General features: G+C 41.4%; 27 protein-coding genes and 1 tRNA gene. 17 read left to right on the forward strand and 11 right to left on the reverse strand.

Features of this window, described 5'->3' with window-relative positions:
* Positions 1-59 precede the first annotated feature (59 nt).
* From murA to CVS91_RS01115, 15 genes are all read left to right on the forward strand, one after another.
* The gene (murA, locus tag CVS91_RS01045) at positions 60-1,328 is read left to right on the forward strand and encodes a UDP-N-acetylglucosamine 1-carboxyvinyltransferase (protein ID WP_107829681.1); all 1,269 of its coding nucleotides are present in this window, start codon (positions 60-62) and stop codon (positions 1,326-1,328) included.
* A gap of 2 nt (positions 1,329-1,330) precedes the next feature.
* A complete protein-coding gene (locus CVS91_RS01050; RefSeq protein ID WP_107829682.1) occupies positions 1,331-2,491 on the forward strand; it encodes a molybdopterin molybdotransferase MoeA in 1,161 nt (386 codons plus the stop codon).
* Positions 2,492-2,541: 50 nt separating this feature from the next.
* A tRNA-Gly gene (locus CVS91_RS01055) sits at positions 2,542-2,616 on the forward strand.
* A gap of 65 nt (positions 2,617-2,681) precedes the next feature.
* Positions 2,682-3,488 (forward strand): flagellar basal body P-ring formation chaperone FlgA, encoded by an 807-nt coding sequence (flgA, locus tag CVS91_RS01060; RefSeq protein ID WP_107829684.1) that lies wholly within the window; start codon positions 2,682-2,684, stop codon positions 3,486-3,488.
* Positions 3,485-4,036, forward strand: a complete 552-nt coding sequence (locus tag CVS91_RS01065; protein WP_107829686.1) for a UbiX family flavin prenyltransferase — start codon at positions 3,485-3,487, stop codon at positions 4,034-4,036. The genes flgA and CVS91_RS01065 overlap by 4 nt, the downstream gene beginning before the upstream one ends.
* Positions 4,033-4,503: a pantetheine-phosphate adenylyltransferase gene (gene coaD / locus CVS91_RS01070; protein ID WP_012001782.1), complete on the forward strand. Its 471-nt coding sequence runs from the start codon at positions 4,033-4,035 to the stop codon at positions 4,501-4,503. Before CVS91_RS01065 ends, coaD begins: the two co-directional genes overlap by 4 nt.
* 1 nt (position 4,504) lies before the next feature.
* Positions 4,505-5,092: a dTMP kinase gene (tmk, locus tag CVS91_RS01075; protein ID WP_107829688.1), complete on the forward strand. Its 588-nt coding sequence runs from the start codon at positions 4,505-4,507 to the stop codon at positions 5,090-5,092.
* A gap of 28 nt (positions 5,093-5,120) precedes the next feature.
* Positions 5,121-6,347, forward strand: a complete 1,227-nt coding sequence (gene hisS, locus CVS91_RS01080; protein WP_107829690.1) for a histidine--tRNA ligase — start codon at positions 5,121-5,123, stop codon at positions 6,345-6,347.
* Positions 6,344-8,179, forward strand: a complete 1,836-nt coding sequence (gene speA, locus CVS91_RS01085; protein WP_107829692.1) for a biosynthetic arginine decarboxylase — start codon at positions 6,344-6,346, stop codon at positions 8,177-8,179. The genes hisS and speA overlap by 4 nt, the downstream gene beginning before the upstream one ends.
* An 11-nt stretch (positions 8,180-8,190) precedes the next feature.
* A complete protein-coding gene (locus tag CVS91_RS01090; protein ID WP_107829695.1) occupies positions 8,191-9,369 on the forward strand; it encodes a pyridoxal phosphate-dependent aminotransferase in 1,179 nt (392 codons plus the stop codon).
* A complete protein-coding gene (thiS, locus tag CVS91_RS01095; RefSeq protein WP_107829697.1) occupies positions 9,369-9,572 on the forward strand; it encodes a sulfur carrier protein ThiS in 204 nt (67 codons plus the stop codon). Before CVS91_RS01090 ends, thiS begins: the two co-directional genes overlap by 1 nt.
* 7 nt (positions 9,573-9,579) lie before the next feature.
* Positions 9,580-10,431 carry a sulfur carrier protein ThiS adenylyltransferase ThiF gene (thiF, locus tag CVS91_RS01100; RefSeq protein WP_107829699.1) on the forward strand — a complete coding sequence of 284 codons (852 nt, stop codon included), beginning with the start codon at positions 9,580-9,582 and terminating at the stop codon, positions 10,429-10,431.
* Positions 10,432-11,196, forward strand: coding sequence for a thiazole synthase (locus CVS91_RS01105; RefSeq protein ID WP_107829701.1), 765 nt, complete (start codon positions 10,432-10,434; stop codon positions 11,194-11,196).
* Positions 11,196-12,350 (forward strand): 2-iminoacetate synthase ThiH, encoded by a 1,155-nt coding sequence (gene thiH, locus CVS91_RS01110; RefSeq protein WP_107829703.1) that lies wholly within the window; start codon positions 11,196-11,198, stop codon positions 12,348-12,350. The genes CVS91_RS01105 and thiH overlap by 1 nt, the downstream gene beginning before the upstream one ends.
* Complete coding sequence (locus CVS91_RS01115; protein WP_107829704.1) at positions 12,343-12,951, forward strand: thiamine phosphate synthase; 609 nt, start codon at positions 12,343-12,345, stop codon at positions 12,949-12,951. The genes thiH and CVS91_RS01115 overlap by 8 nt, the downstream gene beginning before the upstream one ends.
* Positions 12,952-12,987: 36 nt before the next feature.
* Here the strand turns inward: CVS91_RS01115 and CVS91_RS01120 are convergent, their stop codons facing one another.
* The 11 genes from CVS91_RS01120 to CVS91_RS01170 form a co-directional block, all read right to left on the reverse strand.
* Entirely contained in the window at positions 12,988-13,557 is a 570-nt protein-coding gene (locus tag CVS91_RS01120) for a nitrogen fixation protein NifR (protein ID WP_107829706.1), read from the reverse strand.
* Entirely contained in the window at positions 13,558-14,097 is a 540-nt protein-coding gene (gene mog, locus CVS91_RS01125; protein WP_002940911.1) for a molybdopterin adenylyltransferase, read from the reverse strand.
* Positions 14,098-14,110: 13 nt separating this feature from the next.
* Positions 14,111-15,763: an ATP-dependent metallopeptidase FtsH/Yme1/Tma family protein gene (locus CVS91_RS01130; RefSeq protein WP_107829776.1), complete on the reverse strand. Its 1,653-nt coding sequence runs from the start codon at positions 15,761-15,763 to the stop codon at positions 14,111-14,113.
* Entirely contained in the window at positions 15,750-16,988 is a 1,239-nt protein-coding gene (gene mtaB, locus CVS91_RS01135; protein ID WP_107829708.1) for a tRNA (N(6)-L-threonylcarbamoyladenosine(37)-C(2))-methylthiotransferase MtaB, read from the reverse strand. The genes CVS91_RS01130 and mtaB overlap by 14 nt, the downstream gene beginning before the upstream one ends.
* Complete coding sequence (locus CVS91_RS01140) at positions 16,988-18,577, reverse strand: mechanosensitive ion channel domain-containing protein (RefSeq protein WP_107829710.1); 1,590 nt, start codon at positions 18,575-18,577, stop codon at positions 16,988-16,990. Before CVS91_RS01140 ends, mtaB begins: the two co-directional genes overlap by 1 nt.
* Positions 18,574-19,611, reverse strand: coding sequence for a 3-dehydroquinate synthase (gene aroB / locus CVS91_RS01145; protein ID WP_107829712.1), 1,038 nt, complete (start codon positions 19,609-19,611; stop codon positions 18,574-18,576). Before aroB ends, CVS91_RS01140 begins: the two co-directional genes overlap by 4 nt.
* 3 nt (positions 19,612-19,614) lie before the next feature.
* Positions 19,615-21,033 (reverse strand): COG3400 family protein, encoded by a 1,419-nt coding sequence (locus CVS91_RS01150; RefSeq protein ID WP_107829714.1) that lies wholly within the window; start codon positions 21,031-21,033, stop codon positions 19,615-19,617.
* Positions 21,034-21,136: 103 nt separating this feature from the next.
* Entirely contained in the window at positions 21,137-21,697 is a 561-nt protein-coding gene (locus tag CVS91_RS01155) for an ABC-type transport auxiliary lipoprotein family protein (RefSeq protein ID WP_002940902.1), read from the reverse strand.
* Positions 21,694-22,626, reverse strand: a complete 933-nt coding sequence (locus CVS91_RS01160) for an MlaD family protein (protein ID WP_107829716.1) — start codon at positions 22,624-22,626, stop codon at positions 21,694-21,696. Before CVS91_RS01160 ends, CVS91_RS01155 begins: the two co-directional genes overlap by 4 nt.
* Positions 22,627-23,367, reverse strand: a complete 741-nt coding sequence (locus tag CVS91_RS01165; protein WP_103568858.1) for an ABC transporter ATP-binding protein — start codon at positions 23,365-23,367, stop codon at positions 22,627-22,629.
* Positions 23,364-24,470: an MlaE family ABC transporter permease gene (locus tag CVS91_RS01170; protein ID WP_107829718.1), complete on the reverse strand. Its 1,107-nt coding sequence runs from the start codon at positions 24,468-24,470 to the stop codon at positions 23,364-23,366. The genes CVS91_RS01165 and CVS91_RS01170 overlap by 4 nt, the downstream gene beginning before the upstream one ends.
* Positions 24,471-24,549: 79 nt before the next feature.
* On the opposite strand from CVS91_RS01170, the gene tgt reads away from it, so the two are divergent.
* Entirely contained in the window at positions 24,550-25,680 is a 1,131-nt protein-coding gene (tgt, locus tag CVS91_RS01175; protein WP_107829720.1) for a tRNA guanosine(34) transglycosylase Tgt, read from the forward strand.
* Positions 25,670-26,368 (forward strand): CorA family divalent cation transporter, encoded by a 699-nt coding sequence (locus CVS91_RS01180; RefSeq protein ID WP_107829722.1) that lies wholly within the window; start codon positions 25,670-25,672, stop codon positions 26,366-26,368. Before tgt ends, CVS91_RS01180 begins: the two co-directional genes overlap by 11 nt.
* The last annotated feature ends 50 nt before the right edge of the window (positions 26,369-26,418 follow it).

Below are 26,418 nucleotides of genomic sequence, written 5' to 3' on the forward strand. Positions count from 1 at the left end.
ACTCTAAGTTTAAAAACAATATAATCGGCAAAAAATATATTTTCTTAAGGCAAAAAATAATGATGCACTATCTAAAAATAGAAGGCAATGCCAAATTAAGCGGCGAAGTAAAGATCAGCGGAGCCAAAAATGCCGCCCTACCTATCATCGCCCTAACCCTACTTGCTAAAAATAAGATAAATTTAACAAATATCCCAAATGTCGCTGACATAAAGACGCTTTGCCAGTTGCTAGTTAATCTTGGAGCAAAGTGTGAATTTAAAGATGAAAACTCACTAAGTATCGACACGAGCAGTGTAAATTCGACCACGGCAAACTACGATATCGTTAGAAAGATGCGCGCTTCTATCTTGACGCTTGGTCCGCTTTTAGCGCGCTTTGGACATTGTGAGGTGAGCCTTCCTGGAGGCTGTGCGATCGGACAAAGACCAATAGATCTGCACCTAAGCGCACTTGAGAAAATGGGCGCAAATATCGAGATAAAGCAAGGCTATGTCGTCGCAACCGCACCAAATGGACTAAAAGGTGCAAAGATAGTTTTTGACAAGATCACTGTAACTGGTAGCGAAAACATCATCATGGCAGCAGCTCTTGCGCACGGCACGACAGAGCTTTTTAACGTCGCGCTTGAGCCTGAAGTGGTGCAAATTTGTGAAATTTTGGCTCAAAGCGGCGTCAAGATCGAAGGCATAGGCACAAGCGAGCTAAAGATCACTGGTAGCGGTCAAAAACTACTTGAAATTTGCGATATCGAGGTCATCCCTGATAGGATCGAGGCTGGCACATACCTTTGTGCTGGAGCTATCACAAATAGCAAAATTTCAGTCACAAAGGCAAATGCTGCGCACATGACAGCCATTTTAAATAAATTTGAAGAGATGGGCTTTGGCATCGAAATAGACGGCGATAAGATCACGATTTTGCCAACAAATGAGATAAAACCAGTAGAGATAAGAACGACTGAGTATCCAGGCTTTCCAACCGATATGCAGGCTCAGTTTATGGCGCTTTGTCTTGCAGCAAATGGCGTTAGCACGATAGATGAGAGGCTTTTTGAAAACCGCTTTATGCACGTTAGTGAGCTAGCTAGAATGGGCGCTGATATCCGCCTAAATGGTCACATCGCAAGCGTTTATGCCCCTGCAAATTTAAATGCAGCTGATGTCATGGCGACTGACCTTAGAGCAAGCTCAGCGCTGATACTAGCCGCTCTTATCGCAAATGGCGAGAGCTTGGTGCATAGAATTTACCACCTTGATAGAGGTTATGAGAGGCTGGAGGAGAAATTTAAAAGCCTTGGGGCAAAAATAGTTAGGCTTGAGGAGTAGAAATGCTAGTAAATGACGCACTTGAGGCTTTAAGGGCTAAATTTAAACCAAAAAATGAGAGCGAAATTTTACCCATTAGCGAGGCTCTTGGTAAGACCTTGGCAAATGACGTGATAGCGGTCAAAGACCTGCCCTGCTTTGATAACTCAGCGCTTGATGGCTTTGCGGTTAAATTTGATGAAAAAGATGAACCATATAAGATAATCGCAAGTGCCTTTGCAGGCGATAAAGAGCAGCTAGCTATCGGCAAAAACGAGTGCGTGAAGATAATGACAGGTGCAAAGATGCCAAAGGGCGCTGACACGGTCATGAGGTTTGAAGATTGCGTGGTTGAGGGCGAGTTTGTAAAAGCGCCAGCTAAGCTTAAAAAAGGCGAAGCTTACCGCTTTAAAGGCGAAGAGACAAAAGTTGGTGAAATTTTACTAAAAAGTGGCGAAATTTTAAACACAAGAAGCGTGATGATGCTAGCAGCTCAGGGCATAAGCTTTATAGAAGTTGAAAAGCAGCCAAGCATCGCGGTTTATTCAAGTGGCAACGAAATCATCGAGCCTTGGCAAAGAGCTAGCGAGGATGAAATTTACAATGCAAACGCACTTGGTATAGCTGCACTTCTTAGCTCAATCAGTCAAAAAAGCTCATATCTTGGCATCATAAAAGATGAGCTAAGCGCTGTAAAACAGGCGTTTTTAAACGCTGCAAACTACGATATCGTTATCTGCTCTGGCGGAGCGAGCGCTGGTGAGGCTGACTTTATGAAGATAGCCCTAAGTGAGCTTGGATACGATGAAATTTTCTCGCACCTTGACATAAGACCTGGCAGACCTTGTAAGGCTTACGAAAAAGATGGCAGGCTTGTTTTCATCTTGCCTGGCAACCCTATGGCTGCTTATCTTTGCACGATGATGCTTGTTTTGCCACTTCTAAAAAGTGAGTGTTTTGTGACGCAAAAAGCTATAAATAGTGAAAATTTAAAGGTAAAATCAGGCAGAGCAAATGCGGTTTTTGGCAATGTAACTGATGGTAAATTTATAGCAACTGATGGCGGAAAATATGGCTCAGGCATGATAAATCATATATTAAAGAGTGATTTTGTGCTGATAACTAGCCCTGATCAAGGTGAAATTTTACAAAATAGTGAAATTTCACTCATAAAACTTCCATAATCCTTGACAAATGAAAAACAATCTGATAAAATGCGGACTTCATTTTGATTGCGGGAATAGCTCAGGGGTAGAGCACAACCTTGCCAAGGTTGGGGTCGCGAGTTCGAATCTCGTTTCCCGCTCCATCTTTTTTATACTCATTTTTTTACTTTCCACAAAACTTTTTGCAAATGAAGTTAGCATCTATCCGATGTATTGCGTCGTAAATGATCAAATTTCGCTTAGCACTTTTGGCTTTGAAGGCGAAGACAATGAAATTTTAAACCTAGAGGACAAAAGAGCTGCCAAGATAGATAGTAAAAAACTCTATGAAATTCTAACAGCAAATTTTAAAACATATAATGACAAAAGCGGCGGTAGCGTTGCTTTTGTGAAAAACTGCTCTATCATGGATGAAATTCAGATGCAGTTTCTAAGAGAGATCAGCAACGAGTACCCAGGTATCAGCGTGAGCGATCTTAGCATCAGTCCGCAAAACAAACTCCCTGCAAATTTTAAAGACTTAGTTTTTAAAAATATATTTTTAAACGATCAAAATAGCCAAAAAGGCGTTTTTAGAGCCTCATTTGAGGACGTTGATCTAAGCTTAAAGAGCCTTTATTTTAAATTTAGCTTTAACGCTAAAATGCCAGTTTTTATCGCCATAAATTCAATGAATACAAACCATATTTTAAGCCTGCTTGACTATCAACCAACGATGATCGAATTTAGCAAATGGCCGCGTGACGCACTCTTTGGACTTAGCGCCTCAACACTTGTCACAAAAGTGCAGATAAGAAGCGGAGAAATTTTAACCAAACGTCAGTTTAATGCCATTAGTTTAGTCAAAAAAGGTCAAATGCTAAATGCAGTTTTAAGCGAGGGTGGCGTCAAGATAATCGCCGAGGTAAAGGCGCTTGAAGATGGAAATTTAGGCGATATGATAAAGATAAGAACAAGAGAAAACAAGATTTTACAGGCCACAGTTTCAGGCAAAGACGAGGCAGTTATCAGATGAAAAAGGTAGTTTTTGCAGCCACCGGAGCAAGCGGTGCTGGGCTTTTTTTAAAGCTAGTAAATGCCGCCAAAGATAGCTGTGAGGCGCATGTTATAGTTAGTAAAAATGCTATGAAAGTTTTAGAGGCTGAAGAAAATTTGAGGCTAAATTTAGATGATCTTGGCGTGAAAATTTATGATGATCAAGACCTTAGCGCTGGCCCAGCCTCAGGCTCGTTTGGCACGGATGCCATGATCATAGCGCCCTGCTCTACTAATACTTTGGCAAAGGTTGCAAACGGCATAAGCGACACGCTCATCACAAGAGCCGCAAGTGTCGCACTAAAAGAGAGACAAACCCTAGTTTTAGGCGTTAGAGAGATGCCTTTTTCTACGATCTCGCTCTCTCAGATGCAGCTTCTCTCATCTCTTGGAGCCATCATCGCTCCGCCAGTTTTAGGCTACTACGCAGGCATAAAGAGCCTTCATGATATGGAAAATTTCATCATCGGCAAGTGGCTTGATGCCTTAAAAATCCAAAATAATCTTTACAAAAGGTGGCAAATTTGAAAAAATCTTGCATCTATCCAGGGACCTTTGACCCCATAACAAACGGCCATTTAGACGTCATCATAAGGGCTACGAAAATTTTTGACAAGGTAATCGTAGCAGTCGCAAAAAGTGACAGCAAACAACCGATGTTCGCACATGAAAAACGCATAGAGATGGCAAAAGAGGCAGTTTGCGAGCTAAAAAATGTAAGCGTGCTTGGCTTTGATAACTTGCTTGTTGATTTTGCTAAATCGCACGGCATAAACACCGTCATCAGGGGTCTTCGCGCGGTTAGCGACTTTGAGTATGAGCTACAAATAGGCTACGCAAACGCAGCACTCTGGGACGAATTTGAGACGGTTTATCTTATGCCAAGCTTAAATAACGCCTTCATCTCAAGCTCTATCGTTCGCTCAGTCTTGCGCCACGACGGCGACGTGAGCAACCTAGTGCCAGCAAAAATTCTAAAAAATTTAAAGGCGTAAAATGTATGTTTTGTTTGAGGGCATTGACGGCGTTGGCAAGAGCACGCAGATAGAAATTTTAGCTTCTAAATTTAGTGATGCCATTGTCACAAAAGAGCCAGGTGGCACAAAGCTTGGTGAAAATTTACGTGAAATTTTACTAAATTCGAGCATAAAAATAGGCAAAAGGGCTGAAATTTTACTCTTTTTAGCTGATAGGGCTGAGCATTTTGAAAAGCTAGTCGCTCCAAATTTAGGCAAATTGATTTTAAGCGACAGAGGCTTTATCTCAGGCATCGCCTACGCTTTGGCAAATGATGAAAATTTAGATGAAAACGTGCTTTTAGAGCTTAATAAATTTGCACTAAATGATAAATTTGCAGATAAGATCATCTTTTTTGAAGCAAGCCATGAGCTTATAAGCTCGCGCTTAAAAACAAGAGGCACAAGCGATAAGATCGAGGCTCGTGGGCTAGAGTATCTTTTAAAAGTGCAAAGCCTGATGAAGCAAATTCTCATCAAAAATGACTTTGAAACGCTTTTTATAGACGCATCTAAAAGCATAGAGCTAATTTCAAAAGAGATAGAAAATTTTATAAATTTTAAGTAAAATCACAAAAAATAAAAAGGATAATGCGATGATAACGGCACTTCGTGGCATGAAAGATATGCTTCCAGCTCGCGCAAAACTTTATGCACAGATAATAAAAACCTGCGAGGAAGTCGCAAAAAACTACGGATATGAGCAAATTTTGACCCCACACCTCGAGGAGACGGCGCTTTTTAAAAGAAGTGTCGGCGAGAGTAGCGACATCGTGGGCAAAGAGATGTATCAGTTTGAAGACAAAGGCGGCAACGACGTTTGCTTGCGTCCTGAAGGCACGGCTGGCGTCGTTAGAGCCTTTATCGAGGCAAAACTTGACAGAGCAAATGTGACAAAGCGCTGCTTTTATCATGGCTCGATGTTTCGCTACGAGCGCCCACAAAAAGGCCGTTTAAGGGAGTTTCACCAGTTTGGCTGTGAGTGCTTTGGCGAGGGCAGCGTCTATGAGGACGCGAGCATTATCTTGATGGTGAGCGAAATTTTTAATAGACTAAATATAAAAACAACCCTAAAGATCAACTCGCTTGGCGACGAGAGCTCGATGAAGTCTTACAAAGCAAAGCTTGTCAAATTTTTAGATGAAAACAGTGAAAAAATTTGTGAGGACTGCAAAAGACGCAAGCTCTTAAACCCTATCCGCGTGCTTGACTGTAAGGTAGAGAGCTGCCAAGAAATTTATAAAAATGCTCCAGTCATAACTGATAGCTTAAGCTGCGAGGCGCAGGCTGATTTTGCAAAACTGCAAGAAATTTTAACGGCAAATGGCGTTAAATTTGAGATAGACACTAAGCTCGTTCGAGGGCTAGACTACTACTGCAAGACGGCTTTTGAGTTTATCAGCAACGAGATCGGCTCACAAAGCGCAGTCGCTGGTGGCGGCAGATACGACAGGCTAGTTGAATATCTTGGCGGTAGAGCAAGTTATGGTGTTGGCTTTGCGATGGGCGTTGAGAGGATAATGGAAATTTTAGGTGAAGCTGGGGATGAGCGAGACGGAGTTTATCTTTGCGCGCTTGATGCGGCAAATGTTGATTTTATCTATAATATTGGCTCAAAACTTCGCAAAAAATATCAGGTTGAAATTTCTTATGAAGCTAAAAAACTTCAAAAACATCTGCAAAATGCTGACAATAAAAATGCAAAAATTTTCCTTTGCGTGGGCGAAAATGAGATGAAAGAGAATAAAATTTGGTATAAAAATTTAGAGACCAAAGACGAAAAAACGATAAATTTAGATGAGCTTGAAAAGGAGCTGGGATGAATGATTTTGGACTTAGCATTTGGGGCAATTCAAATTTTGTGATAGAAGATGGCAAAGTCTGCATAAACGAAGCTAGCAAGCCAGCGATCATCGACATCGTAAAAGAGATAAGAGACGATGGCTATAGAGGGCCACTGCTGCTTCGCTTTCCGCACCTTATCCAAAAGCAGATCGAGCAGATCCACGCAAGCTTTGCAAAGGCAAAGAAAGAATTTGCCTACAAAGGTAGCTTTAACGCCGTCTTTCCGCTTAAGGTCAATCAATATCCAGGCTTTGTAAAAAACCTAGTTCGCCTTGGCAAGCCCTACAACTACGGCCTTGAGGCAGGTAGCAAGGCTGAGCTACTTCTAACTATGGCTTATAACAACGACAAAGCGCCTATAACAGTAAATGGCTTTAAAGATAAAGAGATGATAAACATAGGCTTTATCGCCGCTGAAATGGGGCATAATATCACGCTAACGATCGAGGGCTTAAACGAGCTTGAAGCGATAATCGCCATCGCAAAAGAGCGCTTTAAACCAAAACCAAAGATCGGACTTCGCATAAGACTGCACTCGACAGGCTCAGGACTCTGGGCAAAAAGTGGAGGCATACACTCTAAATTTGGCCTAACATCAACCGAGCTAATAGAAGCTGTAAAGATGCTAAAAAAGGCAAATTTACTTGAAAATTTCACAATGATACACTTCCACATCGGCTCTCAAATAAGCGAGATACATCCGCTCAAAAAAGCACTCATAGAGGCTGGCAACATCTACGCTGAGCTTAGAAAAATGGGCGCAACAAATTTAAAAGCTATAAATTTAGGTGGTGGCCTTGCGATCGAGTACTCGCAGTTTAAAGAGGAGAGCAGCAGAAACTATACGCTAAACGAATATGCAAACGACGTTGTTTATATGCTTAAAACCATAAGCGAGCAAAAAAAAGAGATCGAGCCAGATATTTTCATAGAGTCAGGTCGCTACATCGCCGCTTCTCACGCACTTTTGGTCGCTCCTGTGCTTGAGCTATTTTCTCAAGAATACACCGAAGAGAAGCTAAATTTAAAGAAAAATAATCCAAATTTAATAACCGAGCTAGTCGATCTTTATAAATCAATCAAGCCTTCAAACGCCCTAGAGTATCTGCACGACGCCATCCACCACACAGAAAGCATCCTCACGCTCTTTGATCTAGGCTATGTCGATCTGCAAGATAGGTCAAACGCAGAGGTGCTTTTAAGGCTCATTAGTAAAAAGGCTGTCGTGATGCTTGGCAACAAGAGCAACTCAAGCGATCTAACTAAAATTCAAAAAGAGGTTCAAGAGAGATACCTGCTAAATTTCTCGATCTTTCAAAGCTTGCCAGACTTTTGGGGTCTAAAGCAAAATTTCCCTATCATGCCACTTGACAGGCTCGATGAGCGCCCTACTCTGCCAGCTTCGATCTGGGATATCACTTGCGATAGCGACGGCGAGATCAGCTATGATGACGAGAAAAACCCACTACTTTTACACGACGTGGATGTAGAGAAGGAGGATTATTTCTTGGGATTTTTCCTAGTTGGCGCATATCAAGAGGTGATCGGCATGAAGCACAACCTCTTTACTCATCCGACAGAAGCTACGGTAGAGATAACAAGTGATGGCTACAAAATTACAAATTTACTAGAGAGCCAGTCGATCCTTGATATCATGGAGGACATGGACTACGATATCTACGAGATCCAAGACACTCTAAATGAGCGCTTAGAGAAATCAACTCTGATAAACGAAACACAAAAGAAGCAAATTTTGGGCGAACTTTATCTATTTTTAAATGATAATAGCTACTTAAAGACAATCAACTAAAAAGGACAAAAATGCAACTAGCAAACAGAATGCAAACATTAAGTGAGTCGATCACAATCGCGATCAGCACAAAGGCCAAAGAGATGAAGGCTGCTGGCATCGACGTGATCTCACTTTCAGCTGGTGAGCCTGACTTTATGACTCCAAAAAAGATAAGAGATGCTGTAAAAAACGCACTTGATAACGATAGCAAAAGTGGCAAATATACGCCAGTGCCGGGCCTGCCTGAGGTTATAGACGCCATTAGAGCAAAGCTAAAAAGAGATAACGGACTTGACTATAAAGCAAGCCAAATCGTCACAAACATCGGTGCAAAGCACTCACTTTTTAATGTATTTCAAGCGCTTATCAACCCAGGCGACGAGGTCATCATCCCATCTCCATACTGGGTGAGCTACCCTGAGATCGTTAAATTTTGTGGTGGCGTGCCTGTCTTTATCGAAGCAGACGAGAGCACAAATTTCAAGATCACAGCCGAGCAGCTAAAAAAAGCGATCACACCAAAAACAAAGGTCTTTTCGCTAAATCACCCGACAAACCCAACTGGAGCTGTATATACAAAAGAGGAGATCGCGGCATTTGGTGAGGTTTTAAAGGGCACTGACATCATCATCACAAGCGATGAAATTTATGAAAAAGTGATCTACGGCAAGAAATTTCACGCAGTAGCCTCAGTAAGCGAGGATCTTTTCAAAAGAACGGTCACGATAAACGGACTAAGCAAGTGTGGCGCGATGCCTGGCTGGAGATTTGGCTATATCGCAAGCTCGATGGACTGGCTAATTGCTGGCATCAAAAAGCTTCAAAGCCAAAGCACAAGCAATATTAGCTCGATCGTGCAAATAGGCGCTATCCCATCGCTTCTTGGCGAAACTGATGAAGACATCGAAAATATGAGAAAAGAGTACGAAAGAAGACGCGACGTGGCAGTTGAAATGATAAATGCTATTCATGGGCTAAGCGTAGTTAAGCCTGATGGCGCGTTTTATCTATTTGTAAAATGTAAAAATGTGGACGGCGACTCACTTAGATTTTGCAAAAAGATGCTTGAAGAGGCGAACGTAGCAACCGTGCCAGGCGTGGGCTTTGGCATGGAGGGATACTTTAGAATTTCTTTTGCAACTGACATCGAGAGCATAAAAAAAGCGATCGAGAGGATCGCAAATTTTGTAAAAAGCTACAAAATTTAATGATCAAATTTAGAGTAAATGGCAAAATTTTCGAGCTTGAAAACGATATAAATGTTTATGAATTTTTAGCACAAAATGGCTATGAGCTTAAATTTATAGCCCTTGAGCGAGACGGAGAAATTTTGCCAAAAAAGCTTTGGAGTGAGAGCTTTATGAGCGAAGCCAAAGCTTATGAGATCGTCACTTTAGTTGGCGGTGGATGAGGAGAAAATGATAGAGATAGTTTTAAATGACGCAAAATTTAAGGTGCCAGTAAAAAGCCTTGGCGAGCTAAAAGAGCTTGCTCTTGGCGATAAAGAGAGTGAAATTTATAAATTCTTAGAGAAATTTAACGCGACAAAGCCAGACATTTTTATCGTTGATGGCTTTGCTATAAAAGAAGATAGCGAGCTAAAAGATGGCTCAAACGTCGTATTTATAAGGCGCGGCGTGATGCCTGAGCGTGAAGTTTTACGCGCGATGATCGCTTCACGAAACAGCCCTGAGCTAAATTTAGCCTTAAGCAAGGCAGTGATCGGCGTGGCTGGACTTGGCGGCCTTGGTTCAAATATCGCGCTAAGCCTTGCAAGAGTTGGCGTAAAGAAGCTAGTGCTTGCCGACTTTGACGTCGTTGAGCCAAGCAATCTAAACCGCCAGCAGTATTTCGTCCGCCACATCGGCTTGAAAAAGACGCAGGCGCTTAAAGAGCTGATAAATGACGTCAATCCATTTGTCGAGGTCGAAACTCACGATATATTTTTAGATGAAAAAAACGTGGCTAGCGTCTTTGGCGAGTGCGAAATTTTATGCGAAGCCTTTGACAACGTCGCTGGCAAGGCGATGATACTAAACGAAGCTGGGGCAAGCTTAAAAGAGAAAAAGATCATCGGTGCTTCTGGCATGGCTGGACACTTTAGCTCAAATCTCATAAAAACCATAAAATTTGCCAAAAATGTCTACCTTTGTGGTGACCTCACAAACGAGGCGAAGATCGGTCAAGGTCTCATGGCACCGCGCGTTGCGATCTGCGCAAACCACCAAGCAAATTTGGCCATTAGACTGCTTATGGACCTGGAGGCGTAAGTGCAAAATGATAGTTTGATCCTTGGCGGCAAGGAGTTTCAAAGCCGCTTTATCCTTGGCTCTGGCAAGTACTCGCATGAGCTCATCGACTCAGCCGTAAACGAGGCTGGCGCGCAAATTTTAACCCTTGCTCTTAGGCGCATAAACGAAAGCAAAGAGCGAAATATACTTGACTTTATCCCAAAAGGCGTGACGCTTTTGCCAAACACAAGTGGCGCTAGAAACGCCAAAGAGGCCGTTCGCATCGCCCAGCTCGCACGTGAGCTTGGATGTGGCGAGCTTGTTAAGATAGAGATCATCACTGACTCTAAATTTCTCTTTCCAGACAACGCCGAGACGATAAAAGCCTGCGAAGCCTTGGCAAATGACGGCTTTGTGCCGATGCCATATATGTTTCCAGATCTAAATGCCGCAAGAGCGATGCTAAGTGCAGGTGCAAGCTGCATTATGCCTCTAGCTGCGCCCATTGGCTCAAACCAAGGGCTAGTTTTTAAAGATATTATTGAGATTTTGATAAACGAGCTTGATACGCAAATCATCGTAGATGCAGGCATTGGCAGGCCTTCACAAGCGTGCGAAGCGATGGAGATGGGAGCGGCTGCTATCATGGCAAACACAGCCATCGCCTCATCTAAAAATATCCCGCTCATGGCAAGAGCCTTCAAAGAGGCTATCATCGCTGGTCACAACGCCCATCTAGCAGGGCTTGGTGCAAAGAGCAAAAGCGCAAATGCCTCATCTCCGCTCACTGGATTTTTAGACTGATGAAATTTACAAGAACCGACCACATGCAGCTACTACCTCACATGGAGGATGTTGGTAGCGACATTATGGATGAGATTTTAAAAGAGCGAGCGAACTACAAGCCTGAAATTTACAGCGAAGCGGACGTAAAAGCAGCTCTTAATGCAAAGCACTGCTCGCTTGAAAATTTAAAAGCCCTACTCTCGCCTGCTGCAGCGCCATTTTTAGAGCAAATAGCCCAGCTAGCCCAAGCAAAAACAAGGGCAAATTTTGGCTCAAACATCACGCTTTTTACCCCGCTTTACATAGCAAACTACTGCGATAATCTCTGCGTTTATTGCGGTTTTAACGCTAAAAATAATATAAAAAGGGCAAAGCTAAGCGACGAGGAGATCACAAGGGAGCTAAGAGAAATTTCAAAGAGCGGCTTAGAAGAAATTTTGATCCTAACTGGCGAGAGCGAGACTAATTCAAGTGTCGCTTACATCGCAAATGCCTGCGCTTTGGCAAAGAAATTTTTTAAAGTCGTTGGGGTTGAAATTTACCCGCTAAACTCAGACGGCTACGCTCTGCTTCACAAAAGTGGCGCAGACTACGTGACCGTCTTTCAAGAGACCTACAATCCCACAAAATACGAGAAAATCCACCTTGGTGGCAATAAAAGAATTTTCCCATACCGCTTAAATGCGCAAGAGCGAGCGCTTCTTGGAGGCATGCGAGGGGTTGGTTTTGCGGCACTTCTTGGCATAGACGACTTTAGACTTGACGCCTTTGCTACGGCACTTCACGCAAGCTTAGTTCAAAAAAAGTATCCGCACGCCGAGATCGCATTTTCATGCCCAAGACTTCGCCCTATCATCAACAACGACCGCATCAATCCGCGCGACGTGGGCGAACGCGAGCTTTTGCAAGTGATCTGCGCTTATAGAATTTTTATGCCAACAGCCAGCATAACGATCTCAACCAGAGAAAAGGCGAAATTTCGCGACAATGCCGTAAAGATAGCTGCAAATAAGATAAGCGCTGGCGTAAAAGTGAGTATCGGCGCTCACGGAGAAGAGAAAAAGGGCGATGAACAATTTGAGATAAGCGATAGCAGAAGCGTGGACGAGATCAAAGCTATGATAAAAGCAAATGGCTTAGAACCACTAATGAGCGAGTATATCTATGTTTAAAATTCTCTGCGTAGCCGACTTTGAAAGCTATGGTGGCGATGATTTTTTAAAGAGAATTCAGATACTTTGCAAGGCTGGCGTGGATGAAATTTTGCTTCGTGCAAAGGGGCTAGACGAGGCTGATTTTTACGATCTTGCTAGGGTTGTGGCTCAAATTTGTGAAAACTACCGCAAGAAATTTATCATTAATCAATTTTTTGACGTAGCTTGCAAGCTAAAGAGCGACTTTTGGCTCACTTCGGCACAACTTGATTTTTTTAAAAATCACGGCGTTTTTTTAGAAGAATTTAGAAAAACAGCTAAAATTTACGCCCCAGCTCACGACCTAGAGCAGGCTAAAATTTCAGCCACTATCGCTGATGTGCTCGTTGCTTCTCATATATTTGCCACCTCTTGCAAGGCGGGTTTGGAGCCAAAAGGGCTAAATTTTATAAGCGAGCTAAAAAGTTTAGACAAAGAAATTTACGCACTTGGCGGACTAGACAGCGGGAACTACAAAGAGACCATAAAAGCTGGCGCAAACGGCATTTGCTTCATGAGCCTAGCAATGAACGGCGATATAGAGCTTATAAAAAAGATAGTAGAGAGCAAAAACGGCTAAATTTAGTATAAATTACATAAAATAATACGTAAAATTTTACTCATTTTTGCTAGCGATATATGTTTTTATATCAAATATAAGTAGCGTAACAAGCGATGGCAGCATATAGGAGTTTAGCACTAAAAGCAGCGACTTTGTCAAATTTGACTTTATTAAAGTCTCTATGCCAAAGCTGCTGTTGTAGTTAAAAAAATATAGCAAGGCAAACTCGCCAACAAGAACTATACGAGTGATCTTTAGCAAGATGTCATTTCCCAGTCTTGCAAATTTATCATCGACCACAAGCGACAAAGTGATCCAGACAAGCAGCCAAATTGAGCAGGCTAAAGCATAAACAGTAATGCTTTCATCAAATTTTTCAAGTAGTAAAAATACCAAAGGTTGCAAAAATACAAGGCTAGCGATAAACCAAAGAAGTGAGCTAAAGGCTAGCAGGCAAACACAGCCAAAGATAGAAATGGCAGAGATAAAGCCAAAAACCTCTAACCCAAGGTAGTAGGCCAGCGCATAGGATAAAAAAGAAAAAACAAGCCAAATTTTAATAACAAGTCGCCACCTATTTGCAAAGGCAGCGGCTTTTAAATTTAGGCTATCTGTCAAACCCATTTACGAGATTTTCTTTTGTTTTGGGCGGAAAACTTTCATCACGTTTTCATCAGTCTCGATAAACGCACCCTCTATAAGATCGATGCAGTATGGCACCGCTGGAAATACCGGCTCCAAGCACTCTTTTATCGCTTTTGGCTGACCTGGTAAATTTATGATGAGCGCGTGACCTCTGATGCCTGCTGTTTGGCGTGATAAGATCGCTGTTGGGACGTATTGCAAGCTTGCAGCTCTCATTAGCTCGCCAAAGCCTGGCATCATCTTCTCGCAAACTGCCTCAGTAGCCTCTGGGGTGACATCTCTCACTGCTGGTCCTGTGCCTCCAGTCGTTAGTACAAGGTCGCATCCTAGCACATCTATCATGTGCACGAGCCTCTCTTTTATGAGATCAAGCTCATCAGGGATCACCTCGTAAAAATACTCTCTCTCGCTTACTATCCAGCCATCAAGCACCTCTTTAATCGCTGGGCCTGATTTGTCCTCGTATGTGCCTTCGCTTGCGCGATCTGACATAGTTAGAATTCCTATTTTTGCTTTCATTTTTTCTCCTTTATTAGTAGTTTTCATTTAAAATTTTAGCAAGCGTCTCTTTATCTACGCTCTCGTAAGCAAGCAGATATGAGCTTATCCTTGCGATCTGCTCGTTCGTGCCCTTTAAAAATGAGATTATCTCATCTTTTGCTTGTTTTAAAATTTCTTCCACATCGTTTGGATTTGGCACGAAAGAATTTCCCATGCCATACTCATAAACCATCTTTGAGGCGATCTCTTTTGCTAAATTTAGATCATTGCTTGAGTTTGAAAATATGTCGTTCTCATCTATCTCGAGCTTACACATGCCAGCTATTAAAACCTTTATGCGTGAGAGCATCTGTGACTTTGACTCGATCTCTTGCTCAGTCGCCATAAAGCGGTCTTCAATGAGCGAAATTTTTTCAAATTTCACATCAAACCAGTAAGCACTTAGCGCCTTTGCACCTTGATAGATGGCTTGAATTTTCTTCTCGCTCTCGCTGTAGCTTAGCACCTTTTTCTTGCCGAGCAAGACCTTGTTTAAAACAGCCTCAAAGTCCCTCATCCTAAGCATGCTTTCGCCGTTTCTTAGGGCGTTTATCGCTGCTTCATTTACAAGCGTGCTAAGTGCAGCACCAGAAAAGCCAACGCTCATCCTAGCGATATCCTCGGCTGGCACTTCGCAGTTTTTATCTCTTAGATATGTGTTTAGGATAGCCACCCTGTCGTTAAAATCAGGCATTGACAAAAATATACGCCTATCAAAGCGCCCTGATCTAAGCAGTGCCTCGTCGATCATCTCGATCCTGTTTGTTGCAGCTATGACGATGACGCCTGAGTTATCCTCAAAGCCGTCCATCTCGGTTAGCAGCTGATTTAGCGTGGCTTCTCGCTCGTCGTTTCTAGTGCCACCCCTACTCTTGCCAACGGCGTCTATCTCGTCGATAAAGATGATTGAAGGTGCGTAGGATTTGGCTCTACTAAAGAGCTCTCTAACTCTTTTTGCGCCCATGCCGACGTAAATTTGCACAAAGCTTGCGCCATTTTGGTAAAAAAACGGCACATTTGCCTCGCCAGCGACCGCCTTTGCCACAAGTGTCTTGCCAACGCCTGGAGGACCGATCATTAGCACGCCTTTTGGCATTTTGATACCAAAATTTCTATATTTTTGTGGATTTTTAAGAAAATCAACTATCTCGCTAAGCTCGCTTTTGACCTCGCTAATGCCCGCTACATCGCTAAATCTCACGTTTGAGATGACTGGCATCGCATTTTGATTTAGTACGCTTTCTATCTCAAAAGCGCCGTCCTTTTTGCTTAAAAGGCTCTCCTCTTTTTTCTTGATAGCCCTAAAAATATATGCATACCAAAGCACAAGACAAACAAAGATGATGCTTCCCCAAACCATGCCTGGCGTGATATACTGCACGCTTCGCTCGACTGGGACCTTTTTTATGAGCTCTTTTATGTCTATGCCCTCTTTTATGATGGCAAATCGGTTATTTTGCGCATAGAGGATGACCTCATCTTCGTCGATGACCGCTTTATCGATGAAATTTCCATCCATTAGTTGCATATATTGCGAGTAGGTGATGTTTCGTGGCTCTTTGCTCACAGCAAAAAGTAGCGCTATTATTAGAGCCATAGCGGCTATTATCAGGATATTTTTCTTGTTAAATTTAAATTTTTGCATAATTGGCATCTGGCTTAATTTCATATTCGCTTACCTCCAACCACTCTTTTGTTATGTCGTTTTGACTAGAAATTTTAGCTTTGTTGTAAAACTGATCAAAGCCCTCGTAAAAGTCGCCGTTTTTTTGCTCGACTAAAATTTTTAAAGTTTCGTTATGTTTTTTTCTAAAATTTTCATTGTTCTTAAAGGCAATGCCTTGCAAAACCTTTAGCCTTGCCTTTGCCACATCGCCACTTACGTCGCTCTTTAGTGTCGCTGAGTGCGTATCTCGCCTAGGCGAATAGACAAAAGCATGCAGATGTGTGATAGGAAATTTCTTAAAATTTTCCACCGCTTCTGCCCAAATTTCTTCACTCTCACCTGGATGACCCACGATATAGTCAGTCCCCAAAGCAAAGCCAAGGGAGCTTAGCTCATCAAAAAGCTCTAAGTCGCTAAATGCGTTGTTTCGCCTGCGCATGATCTTTAGCATCGCCTCGCTCGTGTGCTGAAGTGCGATGTGTAGATGGCGCTCCAGCCACTCCTCTTTTAAAATTTCTCTAAAGCTCTCATCTATCTGGCTTGGCTCGATACTGCCAAGTCTTATGCGTCTGATGCCTGAAATTTTACCTAAATTTGCTAGCAGTTTGCCAAGAGAGCTATTTGTATCTTTGCCGTAGCTGCCTATGTTTGTGCCAGTTAAAACGAGTTCATTATAGCCATTTTGAGCTAAAATTCTAGCTTCTTTTAAGATCATCGCCTCATCCATACTCCTAGCTTTGCCACGCACTGATGGGATGATGCAGTAGCTGCAGTTAAAGTTGCAGCCTTCTTGAATTTTTATAAAGGCCTTTGTATGATTTTCGTAGTTTGTGACGATGTTTTTATCGACTGAGTTTAAATTTCCAAGCTCAAAAAAGGGCTTTTCTTGTTTTAAAAGCTCGTTTAGATCACTCTTTTTACTAGCTCCAAGCACGCCAAAAATGCCACTACTAAAAAGCTCCCTACCCTTACTAACCGCCCCACATCCTGTTAGTATAACCTTTGCCCCGCGTCTTTTTACGCCGTTTATATAGTTTCTAACGCCACTATCAGCCGAGTTTGTCACGGTGCAAGAGTTTATCACGACAATATCAGCGACCTCTTCGTCGTTTGTGATCTCGTAGTCTTTGATGTAGCTCTTTAAAAGCTCGGTGTCATAGATGTTTGTGCGGCATCCAAATGTCTTAAAAAATATCTTTTGCATTAGATATTTTCGCCCTCTTGCTCGGCGTGAGCTACGTGATCGCTTGGCGTTTCTTTTTTACCTATAAACATAGTTTGTGTTGGGTAAGCTATCTTTATATCATCGTGAGCCAAAAATGCCTCTATGATCTCAGCGCTTATCGTGCTTCTAAGAGCGAGCGTGGCGTATGAGTTTGACATAAACCAGCATGAGATATTTATACCGTAAGGCTCAAAAAATGTATAAATTCTTGGCTCTACGTTTGGATTTTTGATGCTGTACTGGCTTCTTAGCTTATTCATCTGACGTTTTGCGATGTCAGTGTAGCCTTTTGAATATTTTTTTACTATATTTTTTGCTAGATAGGCGGCCTTTTTGTGATTGCTATCAAAGCTTATCACGACATCTATGCCGTCCCAAACGGTCTTCATGCCGTAGTGTGAGTAGTTTGCGATGAGGTCTGTAAAGATGTAGTTATTTGGTACAAAGATGATCCTACCTGCACGGCGATTTACCTTATAAGTTGAGTAGCTAACGTCTTCAAAGACGGTTAAGCGAAGTAGTGAAATGTCTATCACATCGCCCACAAATTCGCTGCCGTCATGATAGACCCTGACGCGGTCGCCCACATGGATCGTGCCACCAAACATGATAACCATCCAGCCAAGCATGCTCATAAACATATCTTTCATCGCAATGGCAATACCAGCAGAGGCAAAACCTAGCACAGTGACTAGATATGTGACGTTTTCGATGTATGAAAATAGCAGGATTATGATGATAACGGTGATGTTTAGCACGTTTAAGAATTTATTGACCGTGTAAAATCTCTCGTTATCAGTGATCGTTCTTTTAACGATAAATTTAGCGATAAATGTTAGTCCGATCGTTAGAAGGATGACGATGGCTGTGTAGCCCATACTTAAAAACTGAGCCTTGATGTCAGAGGTTGTCAAATTTATCGCTTCATCAGCCCTTTTTTCATAGACGCTATAAGTGGTATCAGCGATCTGTTTTGCTGCTTTGAAGTCGCCTATCTCTTGTTTTACAAGGTTTAGACTTGCTCTATTTTGCTCGCTATCATCTATCAAATTTAGTCTATTTAGCAAATTTTCTTTTGCTTCAAGCTTTTCAAGCAAGGTGTCAAGCTCTTTGATGTGCCTTTGATACTCGATCTTGTCGCTTCTTATCTTTTTGATGTATGAAAAGCCAGATACTAGCGCAACTGGGCTATTTATCCTAGGTGGTGTCTCCATTTCTGGGGCTGCTAGCATATTTGAAAATGGCGTTTTCTCATACTCTTTTAGCAAATTTATCTGCTCTTTTAGAGTTTGACTTCTCTTTATGAGATCGCCACCTCTTTTTGAGCCTTTATCAAGCTTTTTAAGCTCATTTTCATTTTGCTCTAGCTCATTAAGAAGCTTTTGATAGGTGTTGTAGTTGGCGTATCTTGTGATCCAGATGTTGTTTTTTAGGGAGTTATCTAGGTTTGAAATTTCTTTTATAAGCTCGCTATTTTGTAAATTTTGTGAGACATTTTGCTCAAGTGTAGCGTTTTCTTCAGCGTAAAGCGCAAAGCAAAAAAGTAGAAAAACTAGGATCTTTTTCATTTAAATTCTCTCAAAGTTTCTAAAACGTCCTCTTTTTTGACGTCATTTTTGATGAACGCACTGCCGATTTTATCTGCGATGATGAAATTTATCTTATCACCTTTTGTCTTTTTATCCATAAAAAACGCCTCGTAAAATGCATATTCATTTTCTATTTTATAGCTTACAGGCAGATCAAATTTCTCTAAGACCTGCCTGATCTCCTCTGCCTGCGCCTCGCTCATGAGACCCAGTCTAACGCTTAGGCGATTTGCCATATTCATACCTATCGCCACCGCTTCGCCGTGTAAAAATTCCTTGTAGTTTGTCTCGTTTTCGATGACGTGAGCAAAGGTGTGTCCGTAGTTTAGAATAGCTCTTAGCCCCTTTTCTTTCTCATCTTGCTCGACCACTCTAGCCTTTAAATTTATAGACTTTTCAACCAGCTTTGCTAAATTTTCATCGTCTAAATTTACGCTCTTTAGCCAGCTAAACATCTCTTTATCAAAGGTTATCGCCATCTTCAAAGCTTCAGCCACGCCAGCTGCAAATTCTCTCTTTGGCAATGTTTTTAAGAAATTTATCTCGCAAAAAACTGCCTTTGGCTGATAAAATGAGCCTATTAAATTTTTGCCAAATTTGTTATTTACCCCAGTCTTTCCGCCCACACTAGCATCGACTTGCGCTAGAAGCGTGGTTGGGATATTAATGAAGCTTACCCCTCTTTCATATATGCTTGCCGCAAAGCCAGTCATATCGCTGATGACGCCACCGCCAAGAGCTATGAGCGTAGATGAGCGGTCAAATTTACTAACAAAAAGCTGCTCTAAAATTTGCTCTATCGTTGTTAAATTTTTATACTCTTCGCCGTCTGGCACGCTTATGATAAATTTCTCATCGCACTTTAAAACACTAAGTAGCTTGTCAAGGTGAAGGCCCGCCACTTTGGCATTTGTGACGATACCGATCTTGCCTTTTAGCTCTAATCTCTCAAGCTCATTTATATAAATTTTATAGCTTGACGCCTTTTCCTTAAGGTTTAAATTTATCTGCATTTTTTACTCACTTACCGGCACAAAAAGCTGTGCATTTTGGCTTAGTTTTTTATAAAGTCTGTTTAAATTTGTCGATAAAAAGGCAAAGGCGCTACCATTTGCCACGCTCTTGCTAAACATCACAAAATGAAGCAGATCATTTGTGTCCTTTAGCTTCACTAGCGGGTTTTTGAGGCTGTGATTTTCTATCTTTATGCGCTTTGAAAAGAGCGTGCTAATGCTCTCAAAGTGCTCTTTTAACGCCTCATCGTCGCTATGCTTGTTATCAAAATAGTAAAATCTCATCTCCAAATCAAGCTGCGCGCAGCAGTCTGTAATGACGGCTGATTGATTTTCTACCTCTTGGCTTTGATCGCCCAGTATCACGCCCTCTTTTACCTTTGAGAGCAAAATTTTGCCCGTTTTTAGCACTGGAATTTTCAGCTCGTAAAATAACTTTTGAAATTTAAAAAAGTATCTATCGTCGCTTATGATTAGTCCGATGTCGTGCTTTAAAACGTCATCTTTTATCGATTTATTGTCGCTATTAAAATAATCCATCAAAACAAGGATATTTTTCTCTTTTATCGCCTTTAGCGTCTCTAAATTTTCGCCTAAAGTTGGGTTTATCACTCTAAAAATAAGGCGTTTGTTATTTAGCTTTGAATGCACATATAGACTATCTTCGATGAGCTTGCTAACTCGCTCTTTGCTCATCGACTTCATATCTATTAGCGTGTAGATGTTGCTGCCAAATGGACTTGGAAACTGCCCACTTTCGCGTTTTATCGAGCGATAAACGTTTTGAAGCACGTTTGGATCGCCAACGATTAGCAAGATATCGCTTGGCTGGATCATTGTATTTGGCTTTGGCAAGATGATCTCAGCGCCCCTGTAAATGAGCGCTATCCGCCATCTTTTTTGAGCGATCGAGCTTACGTGACGATACATATATGAGCTGCCAATAGGCACCTTAACCTCCATGATCTCACCCTCGCTAAAGCCGATATTATCAGCATATACAGGCATATCTGGCAGATAGTCCATGAGCCTTGAAGCTGCGATATCTCTTATATCAACTACACTTAGATGCTTATCGCTTGCAAAAGTCTCCTTGCACTTTTCATCAAGCTCCCACGAGTTCATAAAAATGGTCTCAGTCTTTGTGCTGATCTGTCTTAAATTTTCATAAACAGCAACCGCTTCATTTTTGTTCTCACTCACGATACAAAACTGGCTAAAATAGCCATCACTTATGCTCTTTAGCTTTGAAAGGCTAGTTGGATCAAACTGATAAAATGTGAAATTTTCGTAATTTGCCTTTTGGCTGTGATCTTCGTTTGAAACAACTATGTAGTGGTGTAAATTTGACTTTGCTCCAAGAAGTCTATCTAAAAAATTTCTTGCAAAAGCTCCACCAGCGATTATTAAAATTTTCTTCATTAATTCTCCGTATTTTAAAGTCGCATTATAACAAAAGGTCTTTAAAATAAGCTATTTTTGGCTGTAAATTTAAGCTTTCACAGCCAAAAAATTTAAGAAAATTTTAGTAGATTATTTCAGAGATTAAAGTATCGATAGCTGAGTTTGCAGCCTTGTTTATCGTCTCAAAAATGGTGCTTGAGCTTGGATCTGGGCAGAAAATTTCTTTTGTGATCATGCCTGATTTTAGCGAGGTGTTTGCGTTAAATAGCTCGTAAGCTAGCGAAACTTCGGCCTTGTCGCCTCTTATTTGAAGTGAGATGATGCTAACTTTTAGCCTAAGATCCTTTGCATTTGGCGAAAATATCGGCTTTGCAGCGCAGTTTGAGTAAAGCCCTTTTACAAGCGACTTATAGATCATCTCGCTTGGCTCAGATACAAATTTGGCGTCTGTCAAATATCTTATCTTATTGTTTTCAGCAACTATTAGAATTTTTCTAGTATCTACCATATCAAGGGCGCTTACGTTTTCTATGAAGACATTTTTTAGCTCTTTTTGCTTGTTTTCAGCTGAGCACTCTTTGTTTGAGTAGTGAATTTCATACATAGTTGCCATTGGCACGTCGGTCTTTAGCGAGCAGCCAAAAAATAAAAATGCAGCTGCTAGAAAGATTAAATTTCTCATTTTTTATCTCCTTTGTCATTTGGCACTGGATTTGTAAAGAAAAACTCGTAAGGATTGTCCTCAAGCCTTTGAAGCGCACCTCTAAACTCACGTAGCGTCTTGTCAAATCCATTTAAAAACTCACTAGCCTCTCTAAGAAGCGGAGATACCGTGTTTCTAAGGTCATACTCGCCGTTTTTTACCTTTTGAGTGATGATATCTTGAAGCGAGCTATATCCAGTGACGGCTGAATTTGCTGATTTAAAAACTGAATTTGCGCTTGCAATTAGCGTGTTTAAATTTTTAGCAAGCTCTTTTGTATCTGTTTTGTTTAGGCTATCAGTGAAATTTTTTACATTTTTAACGATGCTATCAACCTCGCTTAGACCATTTTCATCGGTTAAAACCTGAGTAAATTTATCGATATTTCTTAGGATTGACTCGATGTGAGAGATATTTTCAGCTGAGAAAAAGCCATCAACCTTATCAAGGGTTTGATTTATCTTTAAAGTGATGTTTTCAGCGTTGTTTCCAAGCTTTGAAAGAAGGCTCTCTTCAAGCTTTAAGATAGGCTTATCGCCTGGTTTAAAATCCTTCGTGCCTCGGCTTATATTGATACTAGCCACACCGCTAATAGCCTGAACTTCGATGCTAGCCACGCTATCAGCCTTGATAGGCAGATCCTCTCTTATCTTCATCGTGATGTTTATAAGAGCATTTTTGTCATCGACAAAATTTATATCGCTAACACTTCCAGCTGGCACGCCGATAAATTTAACCGTAGAATCAACCTTTAGTCCGCTTGGCAGCTCGGTTGTGTGGATGTAATACTCTTTAAAATCAACCTTTGTGTTATTTTTGCTAGTCATCCACCAGATAAATATGGCAAATGCTGTAAGGCAGGCTATAAAAAACATGCCGACAATGGTATAAGAATTTCTATTTTCCATCTACTTTTTCCTCATTTTAAATAGCTCTTCAAGCGGGTTGTTTTCAAGATGCTCAAGCTCTTTTATATCTCCCTCAAAGGCTATCTTTTTGTTATCTATTATCAAAAATCTATCCAAAATATCAAAAATGCTATCCGCATCATGCGTCACCATGACGACGGTCACGCCGATGCTATCACGAAGCTCTTTTATGAGCGCGTCCATCTGCCGCGAGCTAACAGGATCAAGTCCGCTGTTTGGCTCATCTAAAAATAGCACCCTAGGACTTAACACCAAGGCTCTTGCTAGTGCGGCTCTTTTTTTCATACCGCCACTTAGCTCGCTTGGATAGAGCATTGATACCTCTTTTTTAAGCCCCACTTTTTGTATCCAAAACATCGCTATCTCATCGATCTGGCGCTTGTTAAATTTAGAGTATTCATGGAGCAAAACGCCCACGTTATCAAGGATCGTCATCGAGCTATAAAGCGCTCCAAACTGAAACATCGTCCCACTTTTTAGCTTTATCTCTTGCTGCTCCTCAGAGCTACTTTTCCACATATTGACGCCATCAAAAAATATATCGCCCTTGCTTGGCTTTTTTAGATATATCATCGTCTTCATAAGCGTCGTTTTACCAGCACCACTTCCGCCTAAAAAGCCGTAAATTTCAGCCTCTTTGACGCTCCAGCTCACATTATCGTGCATTATCTTATCGCCATAACTTGTTGTTATGTTTTTTCCAACTATTATCTCGTTCATATATTTAGCCACATAAAAATTATCGCGAAAAATGCATCAAGCGCAATGACCCAAAATATCGCATTTACAACGCTAACGGTTGTCATTGCTCCAAGGCTTTGGGCGTTTTGACTCACGCCAAATCCCCTCATGCAGCCAATGATCGCTATCACCGCACCAAAAAACGGAGCCTTTATCATGCCAACAGCAAAGTGTCTAAGCTCGACCATCTCGCGAAATCTATTAAGATAGTCGCTAAAGCTGATATCAAGAATAGTTTGGCAAATGATCATCTGCCCTAAAATGCTTATGGCGTCAGCTATAAAGATGATGACAGGCACGCAAAGCACCATGGCGATGATGCGTGGCAGCACCAAGAAGTTAAATGGCTCAAAGCCCATCGTCTTCATCGCGTCTATCTCCTCAGTTAGCTTCATAGCGCCAATTTGCGCGGTAAAGCTAGAGGCCGACCTGCCCGCCACGACGATAGCAGCGATGAGCGGAGCGACCTCTCTAAGCGTTAGCATACCCATGATCTCTACTATAAATATACTTGCCCCAAAACTTGCAAGCATCGCACTGCCAAGATAAGCAAGCACGACGCCTATCAAAAAAGCGGTGAGCGATACGATGAAAACAGCATTTACGCCACCATCTTTTATGTAGTTGCTAAATTCTCTAAACCTTAAATTTGCAGGATTAAATAAAATCCTCACGCTCTTTATCAAAAACTCGCCCAAAAACGAGCCAAACTCAAGCAAATTTACAAATCCCTCGCAAATTTTCTCACCAAGGCGCGAGAAAAAATTTAGGCTATTGTGCGGTGGCATATATTTAAAATCAATCTTCTCATCATTTAAAAGATCGCTCATCGCCTTTATCTTTTCGTCGTTTGTAACGATCTCAAATTTCTTGCCATTTAGCGTGTTTTTTAAAAGGATCAAAACAGCGTAATCAATGCTCTTTAGCTCGCTAAAGTCAAATTTAACATTGCCGTTAAGCTTTTGTATTTTTTTAAAAATGCTTTGTAAATTTTTTGCGTCTTTGTAGCTAAACTCACCTGCAAATTTTATGGTCGCAGTGCCGTTTGCTTCGGTAAAAACGATATCATTTCTTTTTTGCAAAAAGTTCCTTTGCCTTAAAATTTCTGGATTATATTATAAATTTTGTTAAAATAAAAAATCAAAAATTTTAAGGACTTAGATGAAATTTGAAGTTATAAAAAAAGATGGCAACGCAAGGCGCGGCGTCCTAACAACTGCTCACAGCGTGATACAAACGCCAGTTTTTATGCCAGTTGGCACTGTTGGCGCAGTTAAAAGCTTAGATGCCTTTGATATGAGTGAAATTTTAGACGCAAAGATCATTTTAGCAAACACCTATCATATGTATCTGCGCCCTGGCAGCAAGGTCGTGCGTGAGTTTGGCGGACTGCATGGATTTTCTAAATTTGAGCGCTCATTTTTAACTGATAGCGGCGGATTTCAGGCATTTTCGCTTAGATCAAACACCAAAAACGACGATGGTGGGATAAAATTTAAAAGCCACATCGACGGCAGCACTCACTACTTCACGCCAAGATCCGTCCTTGACACGCAGTATGACCTAGGCAGCGACATCATGATGATACTTGATGACCTAGTCGCTTTGCCTGCTGAGCCAAAAAGGATAGGTCTTAGCATAAAACGGACGATAAAATGGGCAAAAGAGGCGATTGAGTATCACAAATTTATGCAAAGCAAGGGTGTTGGCTTGCAGCAAAATATCTTTGGTATCGTTCAAGGCGGCACCGACTATGAGGCACGTAAATTTTGTGCGCAGGCACTAAACGAGATGCCATTTGACGGCCTTGCCATAGGAGGTCTTAGTGTTGGCGAGAGCAACGAGGTGATGTATGACACGGTTGAGGCGGTTATGCCATTTATGGATGAGCTTAGACCTCGCTACCTAATGGGCGTTGGCACACCTGAAGATTTAGTCGAAAACGTAGAGCGAGGCGTTGATATGTTTGACTGCGTGATGCCAACAAGAAACGCAAGAAACGGAACGCTTTTTACTAGCTTTGGCAAGATAAATATAAAATCAGCCCGCTTCATAAACGACCACTCGCCGATCGATCCAGCCTGCCAGTGCTACACCTGCAAGCGCTACTCCAGAGGCTATCTAAACCACCTTTTTAAGGCTAGAGAGCTCACGTTTTTTAGACTAGCAAGCCTTCATAACCTGCACTACTATCTAAATTTGATGAAAGAGATGAGAGAGGCGATAGAGGTCGGCGAATTTGCTAAATTTAAGCGAAATTTCTACGCAAAAAGGAGCACAGATGAGCTATAAAAGCGCACTTTGTGGATATTTTTATGGAGAAGAGTTTGACTACATCACGCTCATCTCATCATCGCAAAAGCAAGTTTTTAAATTTTTATTTAAAGATGGCAAAATTTACAAAGAAGATCTTGAGCATGAATGTGACAAAAGCACGTTTGAAGCAGCTATTAAGGGGATTTGTAATGAATATACAAATAAAATTTTAGAGCACCAAGACGAGCTAAATGAGTATGAGAAAATTTATGCTAGCCAGAAAAATTTTGAGAAATTTATAAAAAGACACCACTTTTTAAAGTATGAGATCAGAAAATTTCAAAATAGCATTTCGCACTTTTACGAAGCTCTTGCGATCTGCCAAAGTGAGCAGCAAGGGCTAAAAAAAGAGCTTAAAAACAGCATCCACGAAGCAAGTGTCTTTAAAACCATAGCCAACGAATACGCCTATAGAGTTGAGGATATCTATACATTTATACAAAGTGCCAAAAACGACAAGATAAATAAAAATATCTACCTCTTGACGCTCATTTCGGCTCTATTTTTGCCGCTAAATTTCATCACTGGTTTTTTTGGTATGAATACAAATGGCATGTTTTTAAGCTCATTTAAAGATGGCACGTTGATAGTTTTTGCCTTTATAGCGATGCTTTGCGTGCTATTTTTTATATTTTATTACAGATCAAATAAGGATATTAGTTAAATTTATAGTAGGCTTGGCAAGTTGATCCAACCTGCCAAGTAAATTTGAAG

Origin of the sequence: Campylobacter concisus (assembly GCF_003048985.1) — a bacterium.
In the GTDB taxonomy this organism is placed as follows: domain Bacteria; phylum Campylobacterota; class Campylobacteria; order Campylobacterales; family Campylobacteraceae; genus Campylobacter_A; species Campylobacter_A concisus_AY.